Below are 26,117 nucleotides of genomic sequence, written 5' to 3'. Positions count from 1 at the left end.
CCTTTTAATATATATAAGTTAGTTAAGTCTTGCCTTTACCACTATTGGTGGAGTTAATAAGAATAGGCTACTGATATAAAAAAAGAACGTACCTTAGGAAGATTATCCAAAGTACGTTCTTGCAGTTTTAGAATAAAAATTGATCCAATTAATACTGAAATTAATAATAACCTCGCCCTTATTGCATGTGTATTCCAAATACTAATGTTAACAAATTCTATATACTTTTTAGCCGTTTTTCTAAATAATAATGATTATGTCCTTTCGGATGATCTTCACTTACTCCAATTACTTTATATCCATGTTTCTTATAAAAATCAGGAGCTTGGAAACTAAAAGTATCTAAATTAATTAACCTACACCCTTTTTCAATTGCAAATTCTTCAATAAGTTTTATTAACTTGGTTCCATAACCTTCATGCCTATATTCTTCAGAAACCCATAGAAATTCAACGTGTACATGGTGCCAAAAAGTTATTGCAGTTATTCCACCTACAATTTTTCCCTTTTCATTTCTCACTATAAAACTAATTTTTTCTGAAGGCTTTTTCTCTTCATCTGAAATATGTTTTTGGTTATATTCAATTACTTTTTCTCTTATGTAATCACTATCTTCTTGGACCCATTGTTTTACTATTTTCATTTTAATTATCACGCTCCTTTTACGATAGCTATTCAACTTCATAATGCTAATGTCCTGTCTAAATAATAGTCGTAGATCACTAATACAATTGTTCCATTTCACTAAAATAAAAAAGCCCTACTACATTTCATCTGTAATAAGACTTATATACGTTGTGTAGAATCTAATTAATCTCAATGAATATAATTGCTCAAAAAATATTAAAATTGTTCAATTCTTTTTTATGAAAACTTCCGTTATTTCAACACCTTAGGAGAATAGTCCAATTGTACCACTACGAAAAAGAATGAACATTCCTAAACCAATTAGAACAATTGGAACAATAATATGACAGTTTTCCTCAAGTACTTTAGCTAGTATAGGAGCTTTTATCAATTTGTAGCTAATAAAACACCATATCGCTATCATGGAAAAAAAGATAACTAATGTAACGATATTTGTTTCAAGAGTTTGACTAGCAAACATTGGTATATAAATCGAAATATTATCAGCTCCATTAGCTAATGTAATCGCAGCTACTTTAAATAATGAACTAGAAGCTTTATCAATGACTTTATTACTTTTGTTAGAACGAAGCGAGAATAGTCCTTTAACACCCATATAAATTGGCACGAATCCTAATACCCCAATCCACGAAACAGGAATGAAAAAAGAGCTTAAAGACCCAACGATACTTAGAAAAATAATCATACTAAACCCCACATATTGTCCAATAGCAATATAAAGTTTTTTTCTCATAGCTTTTTCGCGGACAGCTCTATCTTCTTTCCTAAGTACTTCTGTTCTTACTTGTGAAAATAAAACAAGCAGTATAAAAATATCATCAATATTTGTTGTAGCGAATGCCACAAAAGAAGAAATTATGGTTGTAATCAATATAAGCCAACTACTTTCATTGTAAACTTATAAGAAAATAATGATCTATGAATGAAGTGCACGTTCCATCACAAAGTTGGTTAACTGTAATTTTCTATATGTTTTTTAACAACATGTTAGTTCCTTTATAAAACAATATGAATATTCTACGCATCTGCTACTTAGTTCATCAAGAAATAAACAACTTTATTGCTTCTCAAATCATTTCATTTTAAATTAAATAACTCTATTCTCTACACAAAAAAGAGCCCTATTATTAGGACTCTTTTTTGTATTAAGCTACTTTCCGATGTAAATGTTTTAGTTCATTTTTCTTCTCTGCATTTGGTGGACGGATTAATATTGAAATAATGAAGGAAATAACACTTAAAACACCGATTATAATGAAAGTTGGTTGAAATCCCCCGAGTATCGCTCCAATAAATGATCCTGCAAGCGCACCAAATCCGAAACCTTGATAGACAATCCCGTAATTTGTACTATGGTTTTTTAATCCAAAGAAATCTCCGACAATAGCTGGGAATATAGTTATATTACCGCCGAAGCAAAAGGCGACACTTGCTACACAAGCAAAATAGATTCCGTAATTTAGCGGAATAAAACTTAAAGTAAAGACTGACAATCCTATAATAATAAACGTTGCAGAGACAATTTTCATTCGCCCGATTTTATCTGATAACGTCCCAAGAATGATTCTACCTACTGTATTAAAGATTGCAATCATAGCAACGGCGTTTGCAGCGGTTGCTGCGCTAAGTCCAACAAGTTGTACGCCGATATCTTTTACCATACTGATTAAATACAAACCACCCATACAAGAGGTGAATAACATAAAAAATAGCAGATATACTTGTTTCGTTCGCATCATTTCACGCGGAGTATAGTCATTGTGTAATGTTTCAGTTACAGCATTACTTACAATTGCCTCACGTAAGAAGAACGATCCGATTAACACTAAAAGTAACACGATAATACCCCAATATAAGAATGCTTGTGATACACCAAGGTTATCGATAAGATTTCCGTTTATATATCTAAAGATTAAGCTGCCCATTCCATACGCTGATACAGATATACCTGAAATAAGCCCTTTCCGATTTGGAAACCATTTAATTAAATTAGATAGTGATGTAATATAAGCTGTTCCATCCGCATAACCAACAACGACACCAGCTAATAAATATAATAGTGGTAAAGAAGAAACTTGTGAACTAAGTATTAAGCCGAGTCCTAAAACAATTCCTGCAGTAGCAATAAGTTTTCGAAGTCCTAATTTTTTCTGTAACTTTGCTGCAAATAAAGTTGAGAATGATAAAGAAAAACTTGTTATGGAGAAAGTTATCGCTACTGAATTAAGATTCCATCCAAACTTACTTACAAGGGGTTGATTAAATAAACTCCATGTATAAATTGTTCCAAGGCCAATTTGAACAATGATTGTACCTAGAACAATTAGTAACGGATTTATAGAAGTTTGTTTCATACTAACTGTCCCCTTCTTTTATCTTGACATGAATTTTCACAGTTAGTATATCCATCATAAATTGCAAGATACTGTACGGAAAATGGTAATTAAGTTCATATACACAAAAAGACACTTCATAAAGAAGTGCCTTTTGCAGGTTATATCAGATATTTCTAAAGAAAGCTTTGTTAAGATAAGACATTTTCAAATGCTTATGTATATATGTTATCAAATAATTTCTTAAATGTTATGAGACTTAAGACGTATTTTTCATTCATCATATAGTCGGATGAAAAATTAATATTCGATTTCATCAAAATCTTTCGGCTGCGGTACAGTTTGCATATTAGCTGCATCTTTAGGATCGCTATAAATTGCATTTTGCTCTGTATTTACATCTTTTATATTTTGTTTTTTATTTTTGTTCACTTTATCTTTCACTTTCAATCACTCCTTTTTGTTATAGGAGTAATTATGCCCTATTACCGTTACTAAATGTATCAGCGACTAAATTACTAAATTCACGTAAATAATATAAGTAATTATCACCGCCGTAGTTATATCTTTTATTATACATTTTTGCAACAACTACATTATATTCAGGTATTACTAAAATGGTCGGTCCAGTAATCCCTAATATTTGATACGACCCTTTTGGAACACGTTCACCAAGTTCGCTTAATTGCGCAGGCTCATTTTGGATGAACCAAAAAAATCCATTTTGTGGTAGCTCTTTGTTTATATATGTTGGACTCTGCAAACTCGTAGCGATTTTTATAACTTCTTTTGGAACAATTTGTTTACCATCTATCTCACCTTGATTTAAATGAAGATTGCCCCACTGCGCAAATTCTCTAGCTGAGACAAACAAATTTTTTTCAGTACCGTCATCTACCGTACCAATTTCACTAATTGCGTCTTCATTTGGATTATTAACAACGTCAACTAAATTTTCATCTCGCTGAACTCTCCAACCTGTTTCTTGAAAATTAGCAGGCTTAAACACACGCTCCTTTAACAATTCAGGAAAACTTTTGTTATATAGCTGATAAATAAGACGTGTCATCATTCTTACATTAATATCTCTATACGCCCATGATTGCCCCGGTGCAAATTCACGAAAAATTGTCCTGTCATTCGTTTCTTCTAATCCGTGCGAATGTGTTACTAAATGTCTTATCGTCGTTTTACTAAGCAATGCAGGATCAAAGTCTTTAAAATATTTTATCGCTTCATCATCAATAGAGTTTATTTTCCCCTCATAAAGCGCATACGCTATCATTAATCCTAAATAACTTTTTCTAGCAGAAGCAACGTTAAATTGTGAAGATGCTGTTACTCTCTTGCTTGTAGATGTATTTGAGTGATAACCACTATAATGCTCTAGTACGATTTTATTATCTTTTATAATACAAAGTGCTGTAGCAGAACTATGATTTTTTTCTTTTATATCCTCTACCCAAGAAATCAACTTATCATATGTATACAAATAAATCCCCCTTAATACACATCAAAATTACAGCATGAAAGAAAAGTGCAAAATAGTTTTTACACCTTTCTTTCATATAAAATAACTTGAATTTTCTATACTTAAATAATCCACCAGTTCCAGCAATTAAAGCAACTGAAACATCCTGCGCATCCTATGCATCCGCCGCAACGACCTGCACAACCACCACATCTACCGCCACATCCACCGCAACGTCCACCACAACCGCCACATCCGCCGCAACGACGTGCATCGTCTTGAATGTAATAGTATGGATATTGACTTTGTTGTTGATCCCAATACACAACATTGCCAGTTTGATAATCATTAAGGTTTAATGATTGTAGTTCTTGTTGAAACTGATTCATTATGAAACCCTCCATTTATAAATGTAAATTCCGTCCAAATATTAAAGTTAATAAATTCTTTTAAACAAAGTAGAAACAAGACTATAGACTAAATGCGTACATCAACAAAATATGAACTTACACTAGGTGATGTACCTTGTTTTTCAGCCTATTTTCTTTATATTCATTCGATGGACGTATTTACTATAAATAAAGTGATTTAAAAATTACTAATCCAACAATTTAGGAGTTCATCATTTAACTTACTTTCTAGTAATTCCTTTACTAAAGGCATTGGCATGATTTCATAATGATTTAAGGCTTCTTGATTATAAGCTATCCAGTGAAATACTAAATGAGACTCGCTAGATTGCGGTGTTAAGTCCGTATGTAAATCTTGTGACTCTACTTCAAAAATGTGGTTAATTTCATGATGAAGAATTTCTTTATCTTGCCATTGATTTTCTATGACGCCTAAAAATTGTTGTATACTACAGTTTACTCCAAGTTCTTCTCTTAACTCTCTTTTTAATGCATTCTCTGCTGATTCTCCAATTTCAACATGGCCACCAGGTAAAAAATAATGATGGCCGATATATTCAGCAACTAATAATTTTTCATCTTTTATCATGACTGCTCGTACAATATGATGAAATTTACTTTTCAATTGATATTCCTCCTAGTTATTTAATGTATAGTTTCTCAAAATAGTCATTTAGTATTGGTATAATATAAATCATAGGTGTTTCATACGGATGAATATCATTAATAACTTCAAGAGCATCTTTTACAAGTTCTCGTTTACACTTTATTTCAACTTTACATTCTTGTCCTTCGCATATTTGACCAATTTCTCCATTAAAAGGAGATGCCTCTTCTAAAGGTCTCCAATATCCTTTCACTGAACTATAGGAAAGACAATGGTCATATTCGCCCGTTTTACATGCTCCAATTTTATTTAATTCATCCCTTAATGTTTCAATATATTCTTCAGGAATGAACACTTCAGTAAATTGCATATTTCATTTCACACTTTTACTTCTTAATAGTTAAACAAATAAACGGTATACTTGCTCACCATCATACTCCTGTCCTAATGATATGAAACCATATCGTTCATATAATTTCTTTGCAGAGAGATTATCTTTATGTACGGTTAATCTTATTTCTTTACACGATTTAAAAGTATTTTTTATTATATCAATACTTTCTTGTAATGCTGCTTTTCCATAACCATTACCTTGTTGCGATTGATCAATAATAAATCCGTTAATCCAATACATATCCGATGTCTCTATTACAACAGCATGCATAACAAAACCAACCATAAGGTCACCATCGTATATAGCGAATGGTATGTACTCTACATTGTCACCATCTGGTTTTATATATACTTTAGCAAGTGAAACTGCTACAGCGGGGACAAATTTTCTTTGATCTTCTTTCACTTGTAACTTTAATGCATCTTCCCAATTGTCTCTCGTAACAACCTTTAACTGGACATTCAATATTGTAAGCTCCTTTATCTAGAGGATGTATTTTTATATTCAACGCATTGAAATAATTCCCTTTTTCGACAGCAACTTATAACATAATTTTTATAAAATCTTGAATGAATTTTTCTGCATCTATTTCTAAAGCTATACGGGCTCCTTCAGATTTAGAGTTAGGGCGAAAATCAGCAAATGTTTGTCCTTTCGTATCTCCGTATGTATCTACATTTACTGTACGATGCATAAATTCAAAAAAACTTGGATTTACTAATCCGCTTATTGCAACCACATCATGTAGCAAAGGTCCTTCCATAGATGGATTAAGTTTTTGGTATGCGGATAGATAGTAGTCATACATTGGTTTCATTATCATATGAAATGGATTCTTTGCATTAGCTTGAATATAGTTAAATACATTTGGTGTTAACACAGCTTTGTTTGTTACATTTAAAGAGAATATGAATAAATTCTTTGCTTGATGGAAAACAATTTTACTTGCTATCGGATCTCCATACACGTTTGCCTCTGCTAATGGCGTAACGTTTCCTACTTCTAAAAAAACACCACCCATGAAATAGATTCCTTTTACATTTAGCATTAAATCATTCCATAAATTAAAAGCAATTGCTAACGAGGTAGATCTTCCCTACATCAACAATCGTTAAATCTTTTCCGTACTTTATAAGAATCGCAGCAATACTGCCGAAATTATATATTGGAATAGATAATATATTTCCTGGAACATGGATGGGCCCTAATCCTTCTGTTCCGTGAATTTCAGGATAGTACGTAGTGATTTCTTCTGTCAGTGGTTTTGTTGCACCACTAATGACAGGAATGTCTTGTCTATTTGCTAACTGTAAAATATACGCTGCATTATGTGCAGCATGTATATGCTCAACATTTCCGTATCTGGTTACAATACCGACAATTTCAATTTCGGGATGCAGTAAACCATACATAATGGCAAATGAGTCATCAATACCTGGATCTCCGAAAAATAATACTTTTTCCAAGAAATACTCTCCCTTCATAAAAACATAGAGTCATCAATAACTATGTATATGAAAAAAGCAAGTATATCTATGCGAATTTTAGAATGGATAATGTTTTACAAAACATTAAAAAGGAACTAGCGAATGCTAATTCCTTTCTTCAGTAACCATTCTCAAATTTAATTAATTATCGTATCCTTCATAAATCGCATCATTTGTTAGATTTTGTGTTTTTTTATCATCAGGTACAGGCTTCCACCAATTTCCTGTAATAAATAACATAGTTAATAAATTATAACTATCACTAAAATAACTTTCTCTCTTATTCTTCATCCAATCCCAACCACTATTTACCCACTTTTGATTATTGCTACTCGTTATACTTGCAGCAATAAACGGTGAAACAAATACAGCAGTTGGATAACTACCAATATTGGATCCATTTAATTGATAACCATCCACAATTTTAGAAGGATTTCCATTCGTTTTATTTTGAACCCATGAAGAGACTTTATCAGAAATGACTTTACTTCGCTTCTCGCCGTACATCGCATAGTCCATTACAATTCTTAAAGGTACTCGACTAGCATTATAATAATATGCATTTGTATATTCTGACTCATCTAAGAAGTCTTTAGGTGCGGGTTGTGGTGGGTTTTTTACAACGAAATCTGAAATAAGTCCTGTATTTGGAGAGTACTTATTACTAAATTGCGTATAAACATCGTACAAATTATTAATAACAGTAAGCCAAGTTTTATCACCTGTAAATTCATAAAATGCTCTAAGGTGTGACATCATCCAATCAGATGGTCTCGTATCAAGTGAACTTTTAGAATCCCAATCTCCTAAATTTAGTCGGTTATTATTTGTAACATTACTAGCTTTAATACCTTTTGTAATCATGTCTTGTGCTTCTTTCAAATAATTAACTGTTCCATTAGATCCCCACTGCTTATGAGCAAGAAGAAGAGAATACGCAATATCTAAATCTCCATCAGTAGCAGAATCAAAATGACCTTGTGCTTTTTTACTATCTGCGACAACCCATCCCATTAAATTAGGATTTTGAGAGCTTTTAAAAGTTCTTGCTGTTTTAAATAATCCGTCATATATTTTTTGAGCATTCGAATCATAACCAGCCATTAATACTGTAATTATCATCCCATACCCTTGACCTTCTGAAGTTCCAAGTGGCTTAAACCCATCCGCATCACCTGTAATCTCTCCTTTTACGTAATAACCACCAGGTAAAGAAGATAAATCATTTTTCAAATATTTCTTTTTCCAATTATCGTAGTAACTTCTTACAGAAGCATTTAAACTTTCCTGTGTAACATGATTCGGTTTTATAACACCTGCATAATTAACTTGCTGGGGAAATGGTTTCATTTCCTTTGCAGCAGCTACTTGTTGATTAACTACGGGAATAGAATTTTGTATTGAATTGTCCGTTACACTTGCTGCGAAACTAGAATTAGAAAAACTAGCTAGTCCGATTCCTACAATAGAAATACATGTAAAAATATTTCTTTTTCCATTCATTATGTTGTCAGCTCCTTTTAAAATGCTTACTACATAAAATGTAACATACAATATTTAACTGAAATACAAAATATTATATTTATCAACATAAGAAAGAAACTATATAAAAAAGTATCATAAAATTATTATTGAATTACATTATACGGATTGATTATTTGCTAAATTCCTATGTTTTTCTTTTCTTAATACCGGTATATGAGCAATCACAATTCCAAGTATAGTAATTCCTCCGCCAATTATCGAAACTAAAGTTGGCACTTCTCCTAACCATATCCAAGCAATGAAACACGCAGTTATTGGCGTTAAATATAGAGAACTTGTTGCTTCAGAAGCACCAGCACGAGATATAATATAGGCCAATGCAATATACGGGAGTACTGTTGGAAAGACACCTAAATATATAACGCTCAAGTTAACTTCAAGAGGAGCTGCTAGTATTTCTTGATAAACTCCGGGTAAGAAAATAAGCATACATACAGTACTAGACAAAATTGTATATATGGTAAATGGTAAGAAGCCGTATTTTTTTAAGTAAGATGTTTGGAAAACGAAAAATAGACTTTCTGAAATCGCCGCTAATAATATAAAGAATCCCCCGCTATTCAATTGAATAGCATCGCCCTGGCTAAATGAAATTAAGGCAATTCCTGCAAAACTCATGACACCACCGATCCAGCCATTTAATTTCATTTTTTCATTCAAAAAAACAGAAGCAAGAATTGCCGTTACTATTGGAGTGACTGAAATTATTAAACTTGCAGATCCAGCATTTACTGTTTTTTCGCCGTAATTTAATGCGATGTGATAAATAGTAAACCCTAAAGCACCAAATATAAAAATTGCTGGGATATCCTTTAAATCCGGTAGTCGTAGTTTGTATATAAATGAAAATAACAAAAGTATAAATGAGGCGATTAATAAGCGTAGTAAAGTAAGGTGTTCAGGCGTATAAGATTCAAGCCCCATACGAATTGCTGGAAAAGCAGTTCCCCATATAAGAATTGTAAAAGCGTGAGCACATATAATGCGTAAATCCCATTTTTTATTATGCATATTTTCTCTCCTTCCCTAAAAAACCAACCATTTTTAAATTACCAATTATTTCTTTTCATCATATTTAATAGTTGATACAATGTCTTCAACCAGTTATTTATCGGAAAAACCAACCACTTTGAATCTTTTAAATAAACGAAGGAGTTTTTTATATGACGACCGATAAAAAAGTGCCCAAATATCAGCAGATAATAGACTATATGAAAGAAAAAATTGAAAACGGAGAATGGCCAATTGGAAGTAAAATCCCTAGTCAGCGGCAGTTAGCAAAATTATTTCATGTAAATCGAAGTACTGTAATTACTGCGCTAGATGAACTTATAGCAGATGGTTTAATTCAAGGACAAATCGGAGCAGGAACAATTGTAACAAATAATACATGGTCATTATTAGCAACTAATCCTCCGCCCGATTGGAGTGAATATGTAAAAGCCGGTATTCATAAACCAAGTAAGTTAATGGTGCGAGAAATAAATGAAGCAGAAGCAAATAAAACGCTTATCCATCTTAGTAAAGGTGAACTTGCACCTCATCTTTTCCCACTCGAAACTATGCAATCTATAATAAAAAACGTCAGTGAGGAATTAGATTATTTCGGATACGAAGAACAAAAAGGTATTTATCCGTTACGTGAAGCAATAAGCAAATATGTAAGATCATTTGGAATACATGCATCACCGGATTCTATATTAATAGTCTCTGGTGCACTCCAAGCATTACAATTAATATCGATTGGTCTTTTACATAGAAAATCAACTGTTTTACTTGAACAACCTTCTTACTTATATTCACTTCATGTTTTTCAATCAGCAAATATAAATTTATCCGGTATATCAATGGATCATCACGGTATTTTACCTAACGACTTATTAAAACGAATTAAATATAGTCAAAAGAATAATATTTTATATTCAATCCCTTGTTTTCAAAATCCAACGGGGATATTGATGTCCAAAGAGCGAAGAAAAGAAATATTAAAAATATGTGAAAAAGAGCAATTGCCTATCATCGAGGATGATATATACCGAGAGTTATGGCTTGATGAATCACCTCCAGCTCCTTTAAAGTCGATGGATAAACATGGACATGTATTATATATTGGTAGTCTCTCTAAAACACTTAGCCCAGGACTTAGAATTGGATGGATAATCGGACCAGAACCTGTTATTGATAGATTGTCAGATATAAGAATGCAAACAGACTATGGATCCAGCTCTTTATCTCAAAGAGTAGCTGCTGAATGGATAAATGAAGGTTTTTATGAAGAACATGTAGCAAACGTAAGAATGCACCTGAAAGAACGAAGACAAATAATGATACGAGCTTTAAATAAATATTGTGCAGATATTGCATCATGGGATATTCCTAGTGGTGGATTTTTTATATGGCTAAAGGTTATACATAACATTCCGATGAAAAAACTATTTTCAGAGGCACTATCAAAAGGAATTCTTTTAAATCCGGGACGTATTTATGAAGAAGAATCAGATCAGTACATTCGTTTATCATATGGATATGCTACTCCAGAACAAATGACTAACGGAATTAAATTGCTCAGTGAATTAATTCGGAAGTTAACGGCATAAAAAAAATCCTCTTTTGTTTTTGGAGGATTTTTTTATGTATCTTATTTACCACAATTTCATTTCCTGCCCTAATAAAATAAGCTCTTCATAAGGATCTCCGTCAATATTTAATACTTGAGCAAAAGCAGGTTCTGTTTTTAAACCTTGTTCCTTTAAGTGAATAACTTCTTCCCTTATATGGGGATGCTGCATTAATAACATGTGCTCCACTATCATATGTCTATATGCATTTTGATTACGCACTGGCTTAGGTTGAGCAAATAATTCAAATTCAAAACCTTCGAATTCAAAATTCACCTTTATCGATTCAGTACCTTTAATTTTTTTCTTTTTAATGTTGAACCCTCCATAAGAACCATATAAAGATCTCATTTCCTGCTCAAAAACATCAAAGTTATATACTTCCATTACAATATCTAAGTCAGATTGAGGAGTATCAATTCTTATCGGGATTGTCCCGCAAAGAACGGGATTATATAAAGCTAAATCCTCCATTATGTTTAGGCTATTCAAAACATCATATATTTTTTGTTGTTTCTCATTGCCAGATTGTAAATATGTAATAGATGTAAACATAGAAGTCTCTCCTTCATTTAACATAATAATCATCTCACTAAATATTTAAATCATTGGGTTTTGTTCTAGGAGTACCTTTATTTCAATATATTAAGCCGAACTAACTATATTTTTCAACTTTTCTCCTATACTGCAATACTATAAAAATAAAAAAGGAGGAATTATTATGAGCATTTTTAACATTCTTTTAACCATACACATCCTATTTGGAACAATATGCTTAATCACTGGTATTGTAGCGATGGTTGCCCAAAAGAAGAAAGGAAAACATACCGAATGGGGCGAAATATATCATGCATCCTATGTTGTCATTACCCTTACGGCAATAATATTATCCATTATCAACTGGGATAAAATCGCATATTTATTTTATGTAGCAATCTTCTCTTATTCATTTGCGATTTATGGATACCTTGCACGAAAAAAACGTTGGAAAAATTGGCTCCATCACCACATTAGAGGTATGTTAGGTTCTTATATAGGTGCAGTCACCGCACTTTTAGTAAATATCGGCATCCATATTCCCATTATAAATTTACTTCCGCCAATATGGTTTTGGTTTTTACCGACCTTAATTGGTATCCCCCTCGTAGCCAGTGTATCAAAAAAATATAAAAAGCGTAGTTGAAATTAATTACATTTTGATTACTTTCTGATTATTAGAATGAAAAATTATACTCTATGTATCACAAATGATATTATGAATGCTCGTCCTATGAATATTAAAAATAAAATGCCGCCCAACAGGACGGCTCTTATTTTTACTTTACAAACGTAACATATTCACCAGAAACCCATTGATTTCCACCAACATTATACCAACCATCTTTATATCCAAACGATTGATATTTTTCACCTTGGTACACGTTTTTCACAATGCCGTAATTTGTTCCTGGGCCGGTACGAACACGCAATACATCAGCGATTATAGTAACTACACCTACACCATCGTTTGATGATTGTGAAGTTGCTGGTACATTTCCTCCCGTATAACGGATGTATGATGGATCGTTATAAACCCACTGATCGCCACCTAGATTTAACCAACCATTTGTTTGTCCAAATACTTTGTAGGACTCACCTTTCCCTAATTGACGAATAACGCCATATCCAGTACCAGGTCCTTTTCGTAAATTTACATTACTACCGTTAATATAAGCAACCCCTACATTATCATTCGACGTGGGAGGAGTCACTACGTTTTGAGCACCTTTTCCAAAAGTATCCGTTCCATACCCTTTGTAGTTATATTGCAAATGCGGGCTATCCACAAATCCTTTCCAGTCACCGCCCCATTCGAAACCAATTTGTTTAGCATAACGAATTGCTGAAGCCCACGGTTCTTTATTATAGCCATTCCAATCTTCTGTACCATTCGACTGAATTGGAACAAAATCTAATGCCTGTCCTACTAAGTGATATGAGCGCATCGTTTGTGATGCTCCTTTACGAACATATTCACGTTGTTGCTCGACTGTACGGATTGTTTCATAAATTAATACTTCAATTCCATTGTCGATACAGTACTGATACCACTTAAAAGCTGCAGCTTTCGTATTATCCGCTAATTTATTCAGATTACTTACATTTCTATTGTGGTATTTCAATATGCAACATCTCCTTTTCTATTATCCTATGCAAAACTCGTCTCACGGGTTGTACATATACCTAGAACGATACGAAGTACAAATACATAGGAAGCCAATTCAGCTAAAAAGGTTTTCACTTCTAGCTTCAAACTTTGTAAGTTGAAATCGAAGCAATAAAAAAACCACAACCTAAGTCTTCAAGTTGCGGTTTTTGGTATTTTCTTTTTATATGCTACATGCCTTCTTGCATTGATAATCCTAATATGCAGGTTTTGTAAATTTTTCCTTTATGAATAACACTTCTTATTCATGACTTTTCAAATCCAATAATATTGAATGTAAACGATCCGGATAATTAGTAAACATCCCATCGACTCCCCATGAAAGTAACTTTTTCATATCTTTTTCATTATCTACTGTAAATGGATGAACTTCTAATCCGCTTTTCTTTATTTTCTTTACATAATCTGAATCAATATATTTGTAATTCATACCAAGACCTATGCAGTACGTTTTATACTTTTCTATCTCTAATTCTGTTAATTGAACTGCTTTTTTATAAGGTAATAATTGTACTAAGGATATATTACTATTTAAGCCATGAATCTTTTGTAGACTTTCTTCACTAAACGATTGAATAATAACTTTATCCTGTATTTCATAATGATTAATAATTTCTAATAATTTTTCTTCCATTCCTGGATATTCATTAGGTGATTTTGTTTCGATATAATAGTTCGCATTATGCCCAAACGTTTTAATAATTTCTGTTAATGTTGGGACTTTAACATTTTCAAATTCTTTCTTTGCTAAGTTCGGATATTTTTCATTAAAAAAAGAACCTGCATTTAGTTGCTTTACTTCTTCTAATGTATGCTCTTTCACTAGCCCTGTACCATTTGTTGTACGGTTTAAGGTTTCGTCATGCATAGCCACTAAATGTCCATCTTTTGTCATTTGGAGATCAATTTCTATATAATCTCCATTCATTTGTTGGCCTAATCGATATGCTGCTATTGTATGTTCAGGCGCGAACGCAGAAGCACCTCTATGTGCGATATTTTTTATATGATTTGATTGATTCATAGCTTTAGTATACTTATGTTCATTAATTTTCTGAAAAACAAAGATACTTATTATTATAAAGGCACAAATTATTGTAACGAGATATATCTTTTTCATAACGATTTATAAGCTCCTATATAAAGACAATTTAACTTGAATGATTTACTCAATTAAATGTCGATTTTCCAATACAGTCATTTTGCCGATAGCTTGAAATCCCGATTTTTTATAAATATTGATTCCATCGGTTGAAGCTTGTAATACACAATACGTATTTTTAAATTTATGTGCTTCTTGCAGCAGGAAATTGAACATAGCAGATCCGAACCCTCGTCCTCTCATTCCTTCTTTCGTTGCTATGTCATAAATACCAATACTATCTTTTGAACATATCAATGAACCAACAGTTACGACTTCACCTTCATATAACCCTAAAAATAATTTCAGATTCTCACTGTTACATATATCAAGATTAGAAATTTGATTATAGAATGCTTGTACATGTATACCTTCTTCTGATGTACCGAATAGATCAGCTAACGTTTCTCCAAATTTATTTATTTGTCCAGGTGAAGATGCTTGTTGAATAGTAAAACTTACTGGCATGTTTATTGTTGGGGAAATTGTTTTTAAGTCTGCTACCATCGCAATATTCTGTTCCACTTCTTTTAAACCGATTTTAATTAACTCACTTTTTATATCCCGCTCTTGCTCCTCATCCCATAACCAAACACTCATTGGAAAATTTCTTTGATAATAGTATTCTACCTCTTTATATAATTTCTCGATCCCTTCCGTTAAATTATTGTTTAGTAGAGTGATGATATTAAATGTATCGGCAGGTAATCCACAATCAACAGCAATATAATCTTTCGTTTCTTTTATACTCATTCCGGGCACAAATTGCGCAACATATGAAGTTTTAAATGCAAAGTTATCTATTAGTAATTGTTTATAATTCATCAATAGTTCTCCTTTTCATAAAAAGTAATACTCGAATCCCTCTATATTAAATATAACATATTAGAAATTTACCTTTTTTTATAAAAAGTACCTCTTTAAATTGTGCTCTATAGTTTAAAATAATTAAAAATGATATAACGTTGTCGGAATGAAAAAAGTGGTATATAATAAATATTAACATTACTAGTAATTATTTTAGGTATTCCTAGAATAAAGGAGCGATACATATGAAAATTACTATTTATTTCGGAAGTCATGAAGATCAAGATGTTCGTACTATGGACTGTCATTTAGATGTAGAAGATACAGAAGAGATTGTTTCTGTATCATAATATAAATAGTTAGGGTAAACCCTATTCCCTACAGCGTTTAAGGCACCTTTTATAAGGTGTCTTTTTTGTTATATTTTCATCAAAAACCCTTTACTTTATAGCGTTTTAATAGTAAAATATAATTATACGAACAAACGTTCTGTTTTATTTTAAACGTACATGAAGGGATGATTTTAACAATGGCTCCATTAAAGCACAGGGGAAGAAAAAAGCAAGCACCTATTATTTCAAATACAGGCTTTATCGGCTCTGTCTTTATTGATACATTGGAGTTACAAAAGAAATCCTATTATTTCGCTCGTAAAAAACTTCAAATTGTTCATCACGTATTAGATGGTCTCTCTGGAGCAACAAGCGCTTTGTTTAAAGAACATAACATTTCAGCATACATGTCATGTGTATATTTACATAAACAAAAGAAAATTGGCTTTGTTCTTTCAACGAAACCATTTGAACAAAGTGATGGCGTTGCTTATTTTGTAAATTATTTAATCGAAAAGAATTTTTACGGCAGCCATGACGAAGATGTAGAATATCAAGAAGTATTTAATACAGGTTTTATCGGTGTAGTATTCGCTGATTTATCTAGTATAGATCGCTTTAATTTCGAGTTTGAAATGGGTATGCTAACGAAATTAATGAAAGATATGATTATTCCGGTTAAAGAACTCTTTTTACGCCATAATGTACCGGCTTACATCTCCACTTCTCACTTAGAAGAACAAAACAAATTAGGTTTCGTTCTCTCTGTAAAGCCATATGACGAACGCGCTGAAGCAGATTTATATTTTGAAGCATATTTAAAAGAACGCGGATTATTTATTGGTGATGAAGAAGATGATATTGATAAGATTGTCATTAGAAAAACCGCTGAATTACGATAGAAAAGCGCAGGATGCTAATCCTGCGCTTTTTAAGTTACGTTAAACACTATAATCTTTTGAATGAATTTCTAAATTAAACTTATTTGCTAAAATTTTATTCAAAGTAAAAAATACAATCCCCCCTGCAATGGGAAGCGTGTAGGCTGGAATGAAATTTAATAATAGTCCTGATATTGCAAGTGCTATTGGTTGCATTATTTTACCTAAGCTTAATCCAATACTAAGAACTCTTCCTCTATATTCTTCAGGAATCTCATTTTGCATAAAATACATTAAAGGAATATCAATTTGTGCTATCATAAATCCTAAAAAGAACATAATCATGCAATACGTAGTAACATATACCAAATTATTTACTACAATAGATTTAAATAAAACAGGTATCCCTGAAACTATCATAAAAATTGCCAACATAAAACTTATTTTTTTCAATAGATAAGAATAAGAATAACAATCAGTTATCTTTTTCACTAATATTGCACCAACTATCATACCTATCGGAAAAGTCCCTTGAATCATACCAAATTGCTTAGAATTAAGATTGAGAACTGTGTTAATAATGTATGGCAACGGAACGGTTACAGCAAAGCCTAAAAAGAAATTAAGGGAAATTAAAATACTAAAAGTATTTTTTAAGCTTTTCCGCTCCAATAAGTAAGAGTATCCCTCCTTTATATCTTCAATAAAATTAATTTCTCTAATTGAACATTCCTCATTTATGTTTTGCTCGCACAATTTAAAGTTTATAAACAATATGGATATAGCCGAAAGGATAAATGAAATACCGTTAATAATTATAAAAGTTTTCATATCAAAGACTGCAAAAACAATGCCCCCTAACATAGGCCCTAAAATTAAAGATATAGAATCGATAATTTTACTTATAGAATTAATACTCATTAACCGTTCTTTAGTAACCATATTCGGTTTTACGGCCTCTAATCCTATTCCAAAAAACGTTGTAAATACGGTCATAAGAAAGGTAGTAGTATAAATAATGAATAAGTTTAATCCATAATAGTTGCTTAATATATAAACAGTTATTAATAAGCACCCGCTTAATACATCCATGCAAACGACGAGTTTCTTTTTATCAACCTTATCAGCAATGACACCGGCAAATGGATTCATAACAATCATTGGAATCGTTCCTAAAATAAGCGTAATCGCGAAATTTAAAGCAGATCCGGTTATTTGTAATACATACAATCCTAATGCGAAACTATAAATAGAGCTACCAAATAGTGATACTGTTTTTGCAATTGAATATAAACAAATATTTCTTAGTTCTTGGTTTCTATTTTTATTTTCTATATGTAATCGTAAACTTCCCATCATTTTCCCCCCTGCATAACTTTGTATTACGTACATTGTAAGTTCTTGGGTCAGCCCAATAGCAATATGTACGATTTGAAAAGTTTTAAGGGAAAATAAATAAAAGATGGAGTTAACCCCATCTTTTTCCGAAAAATGAATATGTATAAATTTCTTCTCCTTGAACAAAGAAATCTTCGTACTTTCCGCCTCTTTTTAAATAATTTGAAGTGCTTTCATCAATCGATTGAAACTGTAAATTTTGGATTTCTTTCGTTACTTTTGCAGATGTAAAATTCCCTCGGAGTCTAGGTGCAATTTGGCTATTTATACTAAATTTATTAAATAAAATAAATGAACTTAATAAATAACAATTGTGTTTAAAAAGGGAATTTAATTCGCGCAATAAGAACTCCTCATGTTCAAAACTATAATTACTTGTACCTGATTGATCGATTACAATATCAATAGAACTACTCTGAATAGGTATGTTTAGAAAGTCGGCACAAATAAATACAATATTTCTTTTCACATTTCTTCTCTCAATTACATCTTTTAAAAGTAAAAGTTTATTCAAATCTCGATCAACAGCAATATATAAACAATCTTCCGGTAGTTCTTCATAAATATTTCGTAAAAAGAACCCAATACCAGACCCTAAATCAAGTAGTATTTTTTCATTTAAATCTAGTTGCATTAGTTTCTTTTTTGACCATTCTCCTCCTCTTTGAACATTTTCCAAAAAAGCAGTATCGGTTTCATGGATATAATCCGAAATAGAATCTTCAAGTGATGTCTTTTCATACGCTTTCAACGAGTTACCAGCTGTTAAAACCCCTGAAATAATCGCGTATTCTTCACCACAATTACAAATTAACTTTCCTTCAATAATTTGATTCTTATTAATAATCCCATCTTCAAGAATTAAATTTCCGTTACACTTAACACATTTAAATAAATGAAGTACTTTTAAATCTACCCCTAAAATTGAACTCGAGATTTCAGTTTCTATAGATAAATTATGTAACGCTTCCTTTAATTTATCCCGTTTCTTCTCCAAAAGTTCTATTTCCTGTTCCATTTCGTCATATTTTAGTTTAAATAAAGATTGGTAAAAGGTAATTTTTTCGTAATTCATAGATTTCGCTAAATTTTTATAAAAAAATAGTTCTTTAATTTCATTCAAGCTAAACCCTAAATCTTTATAATGTAATATAAGTTCTAAATCTCTTTGACAATACTCATCAAAAAAATAGTGCCCTCCTTTTTTTTCAGGAATAATGAGACTGAGATCCATATAATGTCTAATTGTATCAATACTTATGTTATTTACTTCACCAAACTTACCGATTTTCATAATATCCCTACCATTTAAATATTTTTTTATATAGATTTCTATTTTTATCTTTAAAAATCCTTTCACCTTTTTTTATCAGCATTATTTACGGAATAAACAAATAGTATTATTTATATTGTTGTGCCTAATAATATAACATGCAACTTTTGGTTTTATGTATGTTATATTGTCAGTATCAAAATTATTAAACCTAAATAGATTTATTACTCTCTACTTAATGAAATGTACCTATAAACGGACATTATAGCATCGCTTTATTGAATTGTTGGAGTAGGATTACTGTAGAAGGTTACATAGGGGGAGCGTCAGGAAAATGCCGATTTACAATGATAAGGGAATTCCAAATTAAAAAGCGCAATTTCTCTGTTTTGATTTGCAGAGAAATTGCGCTTTTTAATTATTTCATTTTTTTATTGAATTCATTAACTGGAAGAAGTATTCAGGTTTATGAGTCTTATTTAGGTTATACCATGAATGTAATGCATCTGGTGTAAATACATCTATTTTTTTCAGTACCTCCCTTGCAAATTCCAGAGGAGCTATTCCTGATGCAGTAACTAAATTCGCATCAGATACCGCAGATCCCAACTCATAAAACTTTTCTCCTTTATAGTTAGGACATACCATTTTAGTATATTCTAAGTTATTACTTGTATGCTTTCTAGTATCCAAGTATCCCATATTCGCTAGGGCATCAGTTGCACCACAAATTGCAGCAACAATAGTGCCAATCTTTAAAGCTTGGCCAATTCTTTCTAAAATAGATTGATGAATTTCTTCACTCCAAGTAGTCCCTCCTGGTAAAATTAAAAGATCTTTACTCTCAAGAGTACATTCATCAAGGGAAATATCTGGTTTTATCCCCAGTCCTCCCATAGTAGTTATCATTTCTTTATTAGCTCCTACTGTAATTACTTTTAAAGGTGCTAAATCTTTTTTAAAATATCTTCCTGAGTTTAGTTCAGCAATTAAATATCCATATTCCCAGTCTGACATTGTATTAAATACATATAGAAAAGCTTTTTTTGTTTGCATCCAATAACACTCCAATCACAATTTATATAGCTATTATAATATAACTTCCCTGACAGTTAACGTCAGGGAAGTTATCATACTTGATGAAATTTTATTAATTCCGACAGAACTTCAATAAGTCTATTCTTAAGACTTATTGGCTCAATAACTTTAATAGATTTATTGTACGGTAAAAGTAAATAAGGTACATATTTATGTATCATATCTTTTTCAAGAAGAAAAACTGCTTGATTTGAAGTTCGTTCTTGTAAATAATGTCCTAAAAACCAATGTTGGCAAATATCAGCTAATACATTTTTATCCCCATTAATAACCAAAGAAATAATATCTTTCTTATCTTCTATAGTTGGAAGAAGACTTTTTATAAAAAAGTCCCGTGCTGAAAAATTTTCTGGCCGGTTAAACTTATTTTCGGTTAGCATTAAACTTTCAATTCGATCTACTCTAAAACTACGGATATCATTCCTAAGATGACAAAATCCAATCACATACCATTTATTATTCCAATAGATAATTCTGTATGGATCGACCAATCTATAATTTAATTGCTTTTCACCACTTTTATGGTAAAGAATTTTTACTGAGTACCCGTCAGCTACGGCCTGCTCCAACTCCTTCAAAAAAGTTTCTATAGAGAGTGGACTTAATCGACTTATTACTTCAAGACTAGTTAAGTGTTGGTTTATCTTTGTTTCCTGCTCTTGATTTGAGTATTTACTTAGTTTTGAAATGGCCCTATTTAATGCTTCACCTCCATAATACCCGGCTTCTTCTGCAAAAACAGCAGCATGAAATAGTGAAGTTTGCTCCTCAAAATCAAAAAAAAGAGGAGCCTCAATAAAATTGTTCAATAAAGTGTATCCACCGTTATGTCCTGGTTCTGAAATTATAGGTACGCCACTAGTTGAAATTGTATCAATATAACGATACACAGTCCTTATATTCATCTCTAACCTTTCTGAAATTTGTTTTGCAGTAATTTTTTCACCTGAACGAAGCATCCAAAGAATTGCTAGCATATTGTCAATTTTAGGCATATAATTCCACCTCTATATGAAAATTATTTTTGATTATATATTTTTGATTTTTGGTATAACTCATCAACTGTTCCTTTCCGATAGCTTTCTATATTATTAAGACCTAGACACATTTGTAATTTCACAAATGTGATTTACAGTCCCATCTCCCTCTTTGAGGAGCTTTACTGCATAATTCATTCCTGCATGATTTTTATGGTACTTCTTTAACCGACCTTTAAACTTTCCTTCTTGCTTAGCCAGAGTTCAATTCCTTCACGCTGCCACATACGGATAAGATCACGTTCTAATTGGTTTACACCTGCCATAACCGTAATTAAGAATTGACTGTAGAGATGTTCTTCTGAGAAATCCAACCATATATCTTTTAAGTAGTTTAAATTTTGTTGTTCCAGAAACTTTTTCTTCAAAATAATATCCATTCCGATTTCGTTCAGTTGCTGGAATTGCCTTGAAGAATTCTAATTAATTGAACTGACATGTGTAATAGCATAAATATTACTGCGAGCGTAATAGTTTCTTTGCTTACATATTAACCTTTCCCCCCTAAAAACAAAAATGTGTTTCTATCTGTGAATTTATAAAAAAGGATGACGGTTTTATTGCTATTTGTATGTGTGATAAATGACACTTATTTCCTTGAGAATTTTAAAAATTCTCATCCCCAATACCTTACTAGTTATTGCTACAGATCTTGGTTTTGTACAAAAAATCGATAGAAACCAAGAAAAAGATTTTATACCTGTTTATGTTTAGAGGAGTTAAAAAATCACTACACCTCCTTCATCTGCGTGTAATATACAGGAATTTATAACTTGATATAGAACATAAAAAGGAGATGTTTATATTATAAATAAAATGATATACATAAGTGGAGGGTTAGAAAATGAAAATTGCAATAGTCTGTTTCGATAACTTTACTGATATAGATGTTTTTCTACCAGGGGATTTATTAAATCGTGTACGTTTAGTCGGCGGTATTTCTGATTGGGATGTCCAGCTTTTAGGAACGGAAGAAACTCATATATCTATGTCTGGCTTGCGTATTCCCATGACAGGAAGCATATCTGATATCCCTTTTGCCGACGCCGTAATATTTGCAAGTGGTAAAGGTATAAAGGATTTATATAAAAATCAACAATATATTAATAGCATTCATGTAGATTCTCAAAGACAATTAATAGGGTCTATGTGTTCTGGTTCACTACTATTAGGAGCTAAAAAATTACTAACTGGTCAAAAAGCTACAACATATCCATCCTCAGTAGAACAGCTAAAACAATTTGATGTAGACGTTATTGAGCAAAGTTTCGTAAACGAAGGAAATATCTCAACTGCTGCGGGTTGTTTTGCTGCTCAAGAACTCTCAGCCTGGATTATAAGGACCCTACTTAATGAAGAAATGGTTGATATTGTACTAGAAACTGTTCAGCCAGTAGGAAAAGGTTTATATTTTTAATTTCAAATCAAGTCAAGGAATTGTGGTTGCTCCCCAAAACGATAAAATAAGATTTTTGTTTCGAGTTAACACAAATTTCGTTCTAGAGTGCTATAAAACTTCAACTTGATGGTGGCGTGGTGTTGCACCATTTATAAATAAAAAACCCGTGAATTATTCACGGGTTTTACTTTAATAACTAATTGCTATTGTTCCTTCACCTGCATGAACCGCAAATGAAATTGGTAAAGGATATAATTTGAAATCCATTTCAGGGAATGCTTGTCTAATATCTGCAATCCATTCTTCAGCTCCAGCTTTATCGTTAGCATGGAACATGTGAAGTACTTTTGGTAATTCTTTTTCAAGTTCATTTTTAATATATTCTCGACATTTTTGGATTTTACGAACTTTCTTTTCAAGTAAAAGCTCTCCACCTTTTACTTCTAATATTAAGTTCACACTTAATAAACTTCCAAGTAAAAATTGAATGCCCTTTACACGGCCACTTGCATATAGACCTTTTAAACTCTTTGGAAATACATGAAAAGGTCTTCTTTTTTCATCTACTAATGTTTTGTGTATATCTTGTAAAGTCATACCATCATTGTATAACGATTTCGCTTTTCTAATTAGTTCATCCATTGGATAACTTGTTGTTTCACTGTCTAATACCGTCAACGGAAAACCTGCCATTTCTGCAGCTAACTTCATATTTTGATAGGTTCCACTTACTTTTCCGCTAATAGCAACTGCAAATCCTTCTTCATATTCTTCTTTGCATTTCGAAAATAACTCTACCATTTCTCCTATGTTAGGCTGTGATGTAGTGACAGTTTTACCTTCGTTCAAAGCATTATAAACGCGTTCACGCACACCTTCTTCACAATCTTTGTACGACACACCATCAATAATAACTTCAATTGGGATAACAAAGTTATCTCCTTCTGTTTTAAAACTCGCAGTTGTACTATCAGTAATCCAAGCAACACGCTTCATGTTGTTCCTCCCTTAATTCAATTCCTCTTTTCTAATTTTTCTATATATTTATGTTATGAAAAGAGAATATCCCTGTAATAGTAACAGGACTTTATTGTTTTGGCTATAGTAGCTGCATATTAAATGTGACTATTTCTTGTCTATTTCACAAATAAAAAAGAAAATCAAGGAATTTGCTCGATTTTCTTTTTATCATATACTATTTAAAAGTTTCATTATCTAAAATTACAACATAATCATTCGTTAATCGGCTAGCTTCTTTTGTATAACTAACAAGCCTTTGTATATTATCACAGCAAATTTTTGCTCCCCATACGAGTAACGGTACGCCAATAAAATCAATATGGAACCTTCTAGAAAACAGCCCACCGAAAGTCATTGGTAAAGGTACGGTTGGTGATGTGTTAGAAAATATAATCTTTTCATGGCTTTGATAATGTTTTTGCAAGATTTCTCCTAAATGCTTCATCGCTGGTACAACAACTTTTGATGCGCCACATCCAATCGTATATACAGGATGACCATGTTCATCGATTCCATGAAAAATAATTTTCCCCATATCTTCTGTTTTCAATTTATTAAAGTAATCTACATTCAAAATTTCTTCTTTCGTTAACTTACGATCCGTTGGTAGTTTATTTAAATGATACGCTGCAGCTAGTGAGGTAGTATGTGTTCCACCAAAATCTGTGTAAATGTATATCATATTATCATCCCTTGTTGTAAAAGTTCAATGTTAATTAGTATTACCGTTCACAGTGTCGCTAAACACAGGATGAATTTATTTTCAATGTCATTTATTAATAAATTCCAGATTACTACCATTATATAGTAATGTTTTTCAATTTTAAAAATCCATATAAACATATGTAATTGTGCAGAATTACAAAAACCCCTTATTTAATAAATAAAGGGTTCCTCGTTAACTAAAATATTTTTCAGAACAGAAACAATCATAAACCCGTTTAAATTATTTTCGTATCTCTTCTTTTATATCCATATAATTAAAAAGCTCTTTCTATTTCTGTCATTAATTTTTCAGGTCCTGCCTCTTTATTCGATGGAATAACTAAAGTGATTCCTAATTCTGGATATATGGCCGAGCGAAAACTGACGCCTGGATCATATCCCATTACATGATATTTGAATACCTTGTTTTCTCGTGTTTCAATCCATATTCCATATCCGTAAGACTGTTTATCATTTACATGAATGTGGGGAGTTAAAAGTAACTTTGTATATTCCTTTCCTAAAATTTCATTATTAAATAGTGCCATCCAAAATTTCAACATGTCTGGTGCAGTAACATATGCACCTCCATCAGCCCCTCCTTTTATTGGTATAGAGTAAGCGTTTGTTCTCCAATTTTGGTTGGTTTCGTCCTTTATATATCCTAGAGCTGTATGTCTTGGTAATTTATCTAACGAAAAATAGCCAGAATCATTCATGCCAATCGAATTAAAAATGTTTGTTTCTATATACTCCGTAAATTTAAGTCCCGTCTGTTCTTCTATTATTAATCCAAGTATGATAAAACCTGCGTTGTTGTAGTGAAACTTACTCCCAGGTGCAAACATCATATTACTGTTTTGGAATAATGGTAAAAAGTCTTTTAAGCTCTTTAATAGATACATAGGTGTTTGTTTCCAAAGGTCTTCGAAGCTATCCATAATACTTTCATCAAAATAATCTGGTATACCAGCACTATGCGTTAGTAGTTGATGTATTGTAATATCTTCATCGAAGTTTGGAAATTTTATCTCTAGACAATCTTTTAATTTTGTATGAAAAGAAATAACACCTTTTTCAACAAGTTGACAGATGCCAATTGCAGTGAAGATTTTACATCCTGAGGCAATGCCAAATCTTGTTTGTATCGTATTGTTTATACATTCACTTTGGTTTGCGTAACCCAATGCTGTTTCATAGACTAAATCTTTTTCTTTTTTTACTAAAACTACTCCAGAGAAATCTATTTTCTTTTGTATTTCTTTTACAATTTTATCAATTTCATCTTTTGTTTTTATCACGACAAC

26 protein-coding genes and 2 pseudogenes are annotated in these 26,117 nt (G+C 31.8%); 4 read left to right on the top strand and 24 right to left on the bottom strand.

All coding sequences use genetic code 11. The annotated features are described in order from the left end of the window. Positions 1-217: 217 nt before the first annotated feature. The 12 genes and pseudogenes from MR136_RS11020 to MR136_RS10965 form a co-directional block, all read right to left on the bottom strand. Positions 218-643 carry a GNAT family N-acetyltransferase gene (locus MR136_RS11020; protein ID WP_242259390.1) on the bottom strand — a complete coding sequence of 142 codons (426 nt, stop codon included), beginning with the start codon at positions 641-643 and terminating at the stop codon, positions 218-220. 249 nt (positions 644-892) lie between these two features. Further along, complete coding sequence (locus tag MR136_RS11015) at positions 893-1,519, bottom strand: cadmium resistance transporter (RefSeq protein ID WP_242259389.1); 627 nt, start codon at positions 1,517-1,519, stop codon at positions 893-895. A 274-nt stretch (positions 1,520-1,793) separates the two neighbouring features. Next, on the bottom strand, positions 1,794-3,002 hold the full coding sequence (locus tag MR136_RS11010) for an L-lactate MFS transporter (protein ID WP_242259388.1): 1,209 nt from the start codon (positions 3,000-3,002) through the stop codon (positions 1,794-1,796). 279 nt (positions 3,003-3,281) lie between these two features. Next, positions 3,282-3,425: a hypothetical protein gene (locus tag MR136_RS11005; protein ID WP_000653680.1), complete on the bottom strand. Its 144-nt coding sequence runs from the start codon at positions 3,423-3,425 to the stop codon at positions 3,282-3,284. Positions 3,426-3,456: 31 nt separating this feature from the next. Then, a complete protein-coding gene (locus MR136_RS11000; protein WP_242259387.1) occupies positions 3,457-4,473 on the bottom strand; it encodes a serine hydrolase domain-containing protein in 1,017 nt (338 codons plus the stop codon). 101 nt (positions 4,474-4,574) lie between these two features. After that, positions 4,575-4,841, bottom strand: a complete 267-nt coding sequence (locus MR136_RS10995) for a heterocycloanthracin/sonorensin family bacteriocin (protein ID WP_001071389.1) — start codon at positions 4,839-4,841, stop codon at positions 4,575-4,577. 199 nt (positions 4,842-5,040) lie between these two features. Continuing rightward, the gene (locus MR136_RS10990) at positions 5,041-5,487 is read right to left on the bottom strand and encodes an NUDIX domain-containing protein (protein ID WP_000836829.1); all 447 of its coding nucleotides are present in this window, start codon (positions 5,485-5,487) and stop codon (positions 5,041-5,043) included. A gap of 16 nt (positions 5,488-5,503) precedes the next feature. Further along, positions 5,504-5,839 carry a divalent cation tolerance protein CutA gene (gene cutA, locus MR136_RS10985; RefSeq protein WP_061457298.1) on the bottom strand — a complete coding sequence of 112 codons (336 nt, stop codon included), beginning with the start codon at positions 5,837-5,839 and terminating at the stop codon, positions 5,504-5,506. 30 nt (positions 5,840-5,869) lie between these two features. Further along, the gene (locus MR136_RS10980; RefSeq protein ID WP_001102671.1) at positions 5,870-6,328 is read right to left on the bottom strand and encodes a GNAT family N-acetyltransferase; all 459 of its coding nucleotides are present in this window, start codon (positions 6,326-6,328) and stop codon (positions 5,870-5,872) included. Positions 6,329-6,404: 76 nt separating this feature from the next. Beyond that, a pseudogene (locus tag MR136_RS10975) lies at positions 6,405-7,329 on the bottom strand (nucleoside hydrolase). A gap of 162 nt (positions 7,330-7,491) precedes the next feature. Further along, positions 7,492-8,853 carry a family 8 glycosyl hydrolase gene (locus MR136_RS10970; RefSeq protein WP_017673334.1) on the bottom strand — a complete coding sequence of 454 codons (1,362 nt, stop codon included), beginning with the start codon at positions 8,851-8,853 and terminating at the stop codon, positions 7,492-7,494. Between the two features lie 138 nt (positions 8,854-8,991). Beyond that, positions 8,992-9,906 (bottom strand): DMT family transporter, encoded by a 915-nt coding sequence (locus tag MR136_RS10965; protein WP_098582539.1) that lies wholly within the window; start codon positions 9,904-9,906, stop codon positions 8,992-8,994. A gap of 152 nt (positions 9,907-10,058) precedes the next feature. Here MR136_RS10965 and norG point away from each other — a divergent pair, with 152 nt between their 5' ends. After that, positions 10,059-11,492, top strand: a complete 1,434-nt coding sequence (norG, locus tag MR136_RS10960; protein ID WP_242259386.1) for an efflux pump transcription regulator NorG — start codon at positions 10,059-10,061, stop codon at positions 11,490-11,492. 45 nt (positions 11,493-11,537) lie between these two features. On the opposite strand, the gene MR136_RS10955 is transcribed toward norG, so the two are convergent. Further along, the gene (locus MR136_RS10955) at positions 11,538-12,068 is read right to left on the bottom strand and encodes a DUF4269 domain-containing protein (protein ID WP_048656837.1); all 531 of its coding nucleotides are present in this window, start codon (positions 12,066-12,068) and stop codon (positions 11,538-11,540) included. 166 nt (positions 12,069-12,234) lie between these two features. Between MR136_RS10955 and MR136_RS10950 the strand changes: the two genes are divergently transcribed. Next, entirely contained in the window at positions 12,235-12,696 is a 462-nt protein-coding gene (locus MR136_RS10950; RefSeq protein WP_000021743.1) for a DUF2306 domain-containing protein, read from the top strand. Positions 12,697-12,829: 133 nt separating this feature from the next. Here the strand turns inward: MR136_RS10950 and MR136_RS10945 are convergent, their stop codons facing one another. From MR136_RS10945 to MR136_RS10935, 3 genes are all read right to left on the bottom strand, one after another. Beyond that, positions 12,830-13,675 carry an SH3 domain-containing protein gene (locus tag MR136_RS10945; protein WP_000873738.1) on the bottom strand — a complete coding sequence of 282 codons (846 nt, stop codon included), beginning with the start codon at positions 13,673-13,675 and terminating at the stop codon, positions 12,830-12,832. 285 nt (positions 13,676-13,960) lie between these two features. Next, positions 13,961-14,839: a glycerophosphodiester phosphodiesterase gene (locus tag MR136_RS10940; protein ID WP_000725649.1), complete on the bottom strand. Its 879-nt coding sequence runs from the start codon at positions 14,837-14,839 to the stop codon at positions 13,961-13,963. Between the two features lie 45 nt (positions 14,840-14,884). Further along, positions 14,885-15,685, bottom strand: a complete 801-nt coding sequence (locus MR136_RS10935) for a GNAT family N-acetyltransferase (RefSeq protein WP_242259385.1) — start codon at positions 15,683-15,685, stop codon at positions 14,885-14,887. 511 nt (positions 15,686-16,196) lie between these two features. On the opposite strand from MR136_RS10935, the gene MR136_RS10930 reads away from it, so the two are divergent. After that, positions 16,197-16,901, top strand: a complete 705-nt coding sequence (locus MR136_RS10930; RefSeq protein WP_242259384.1) for a hypothetical protein — start codon at positions 16,197-16,199, stop codon at positions 16,899-16,901. 39 nt (positions 16,902-16,940) lie between these two features. Here MR136_RS10930 and MR136_RS10925 read toward each other — a convergent pair whose 3' ends face one another. From MR136_RS10925 to MR136_RS10905, 5 genes and pseudogenes are all read right to left on the bottom strand, one after another. Beyond that, on the bottom strand, positions 16,941-18,236 hold the full coding sequence (locus MR136_RS10925; RefSeq protein WP_025687543.1) for an MFS transporter: 1,296 nt from the start codon (positions 18,234-18,236) through the stop codon (positions 16,941-16,943). Between the two features lie 112 nt (positions 18,237-18,348). Beyond that, positions 18,349-19,572 carry a methyltransferase domain-containing protein gene (locus MR136_RS10920; protein ID WP_049108006.1) on the bottom strand — a complete coding sequence of 408 codons (1,224 nt, stop codon included), beginning with the start codon at positions 19,570-19,572 and terminating at the stop codon, positions 18,349-18,351. A gap of 402 nt (positions 19,573-19,974) precedes the next feature. After that, the gene (locus tag MR136_RS10915) at positions 19,975-20,607 is read right to left on the bottom strand and encodes a type 1 glutamine amidotransferase family protein (protein WP_063536502.1); all 633 of its coding nucleotides are present in this window, start codon (positions 20,605-20,607) and stop codon (positions 19,975-19,977) included. Between the two features lie 74 nt (positions 20,608-20,681). After that, positions 20,682-21,644: a helix-turn-helix transcriptional regulator gene (locus tag MR136_RS10910; protein WP_061457290.1), complete on the bottom strand. Its 963-nt coding sequence runs from the start codon at positions 21,642-21,644 to the stop codon at positions 20,682-20,684. A gap of 96 nt (positions 21,645-21,740) precedes the next feature. Continuing rightward, positions 21,741-22,105: pseudogene (locus MR136_RS10905) on the bottom strand (helix-turn-helix domain-containing protein); the annotation flags it as partial. 425 nt (positions 22,106-22,530) lie between these two features. Between MR136_RS10905 and MR136_RS10900 the strand changes: the two are divergent. Continuing rightward, positions 22,531-23,103 carry a DJ-1/PfpI family protein gene (locus MR136_RS10900; protein WP_061457289.1) on the top strand — a complete coding sequence of 191 codons (573 nt, stop codon included), beginning with the start codon at positions 22,531-22,533 and terminating at the stop codon, positions 23,101-23,103. A gap of 171 nt (positions 23,104-23,274) precedes the next feature. Here the strand turns inward: MR136_RS10900 and MR136_RS10895 are convergent, their stop codons facing one another. The 3 genes from MR136_RS10895 to MR136_RS10885 all read right to left on the bottom strand — a co-directional run bounded on the left by MR136_RS10895 (position 23,275) and on the right by MR136_RS10885 (position 26,111). Then, positions 23,275-24,081, bottom strand: a complete 807-nt coding sequence (locus MR136_RS10895) for a DegV family protein (RefSeq protein ID WP_000831930.1) — start codon at positions 24,079-24,081, stop codon at positions 23,275-23,277. A gap of 199 nt (positions 24,082-24,280) precedes the next feature. Beyond that, entirely contained in the window at positions 24,281-24,787 is a 507-nt protein-coding gene (locus MR136_RS10890) for a DUF3189 family protein (protein ID WP_061457288.1), read from the bottom strand. 298 nt (positions 24,788-25,085) lie between these two features. Next, entirely contained in the window at positions 25,086-26,111 is a 1,026-nt protein-coding gene (locus tag MR136_RS10885) for a serine hydrolase domain-containing protein (protein WP_061457287.1), read from the bottom strand. Positions 26,112-26,117: the final 6 nt, after the last annotated feature.

Source organism: Bacillus cereus group sp. BfR-BA-01311, from assembly GCF_022664295.1.
Taxonomy (GTDB): Bacteria; Bacillota; Bacilli; order Bacillales; family Bacillaceae_G; genus Bacillus_A; species Bacillus_A cereus.
Note: the sequence above shows the minus strand (reverse complement) of the source record. Positions and strands in the feature narration are given on the sequence as shown.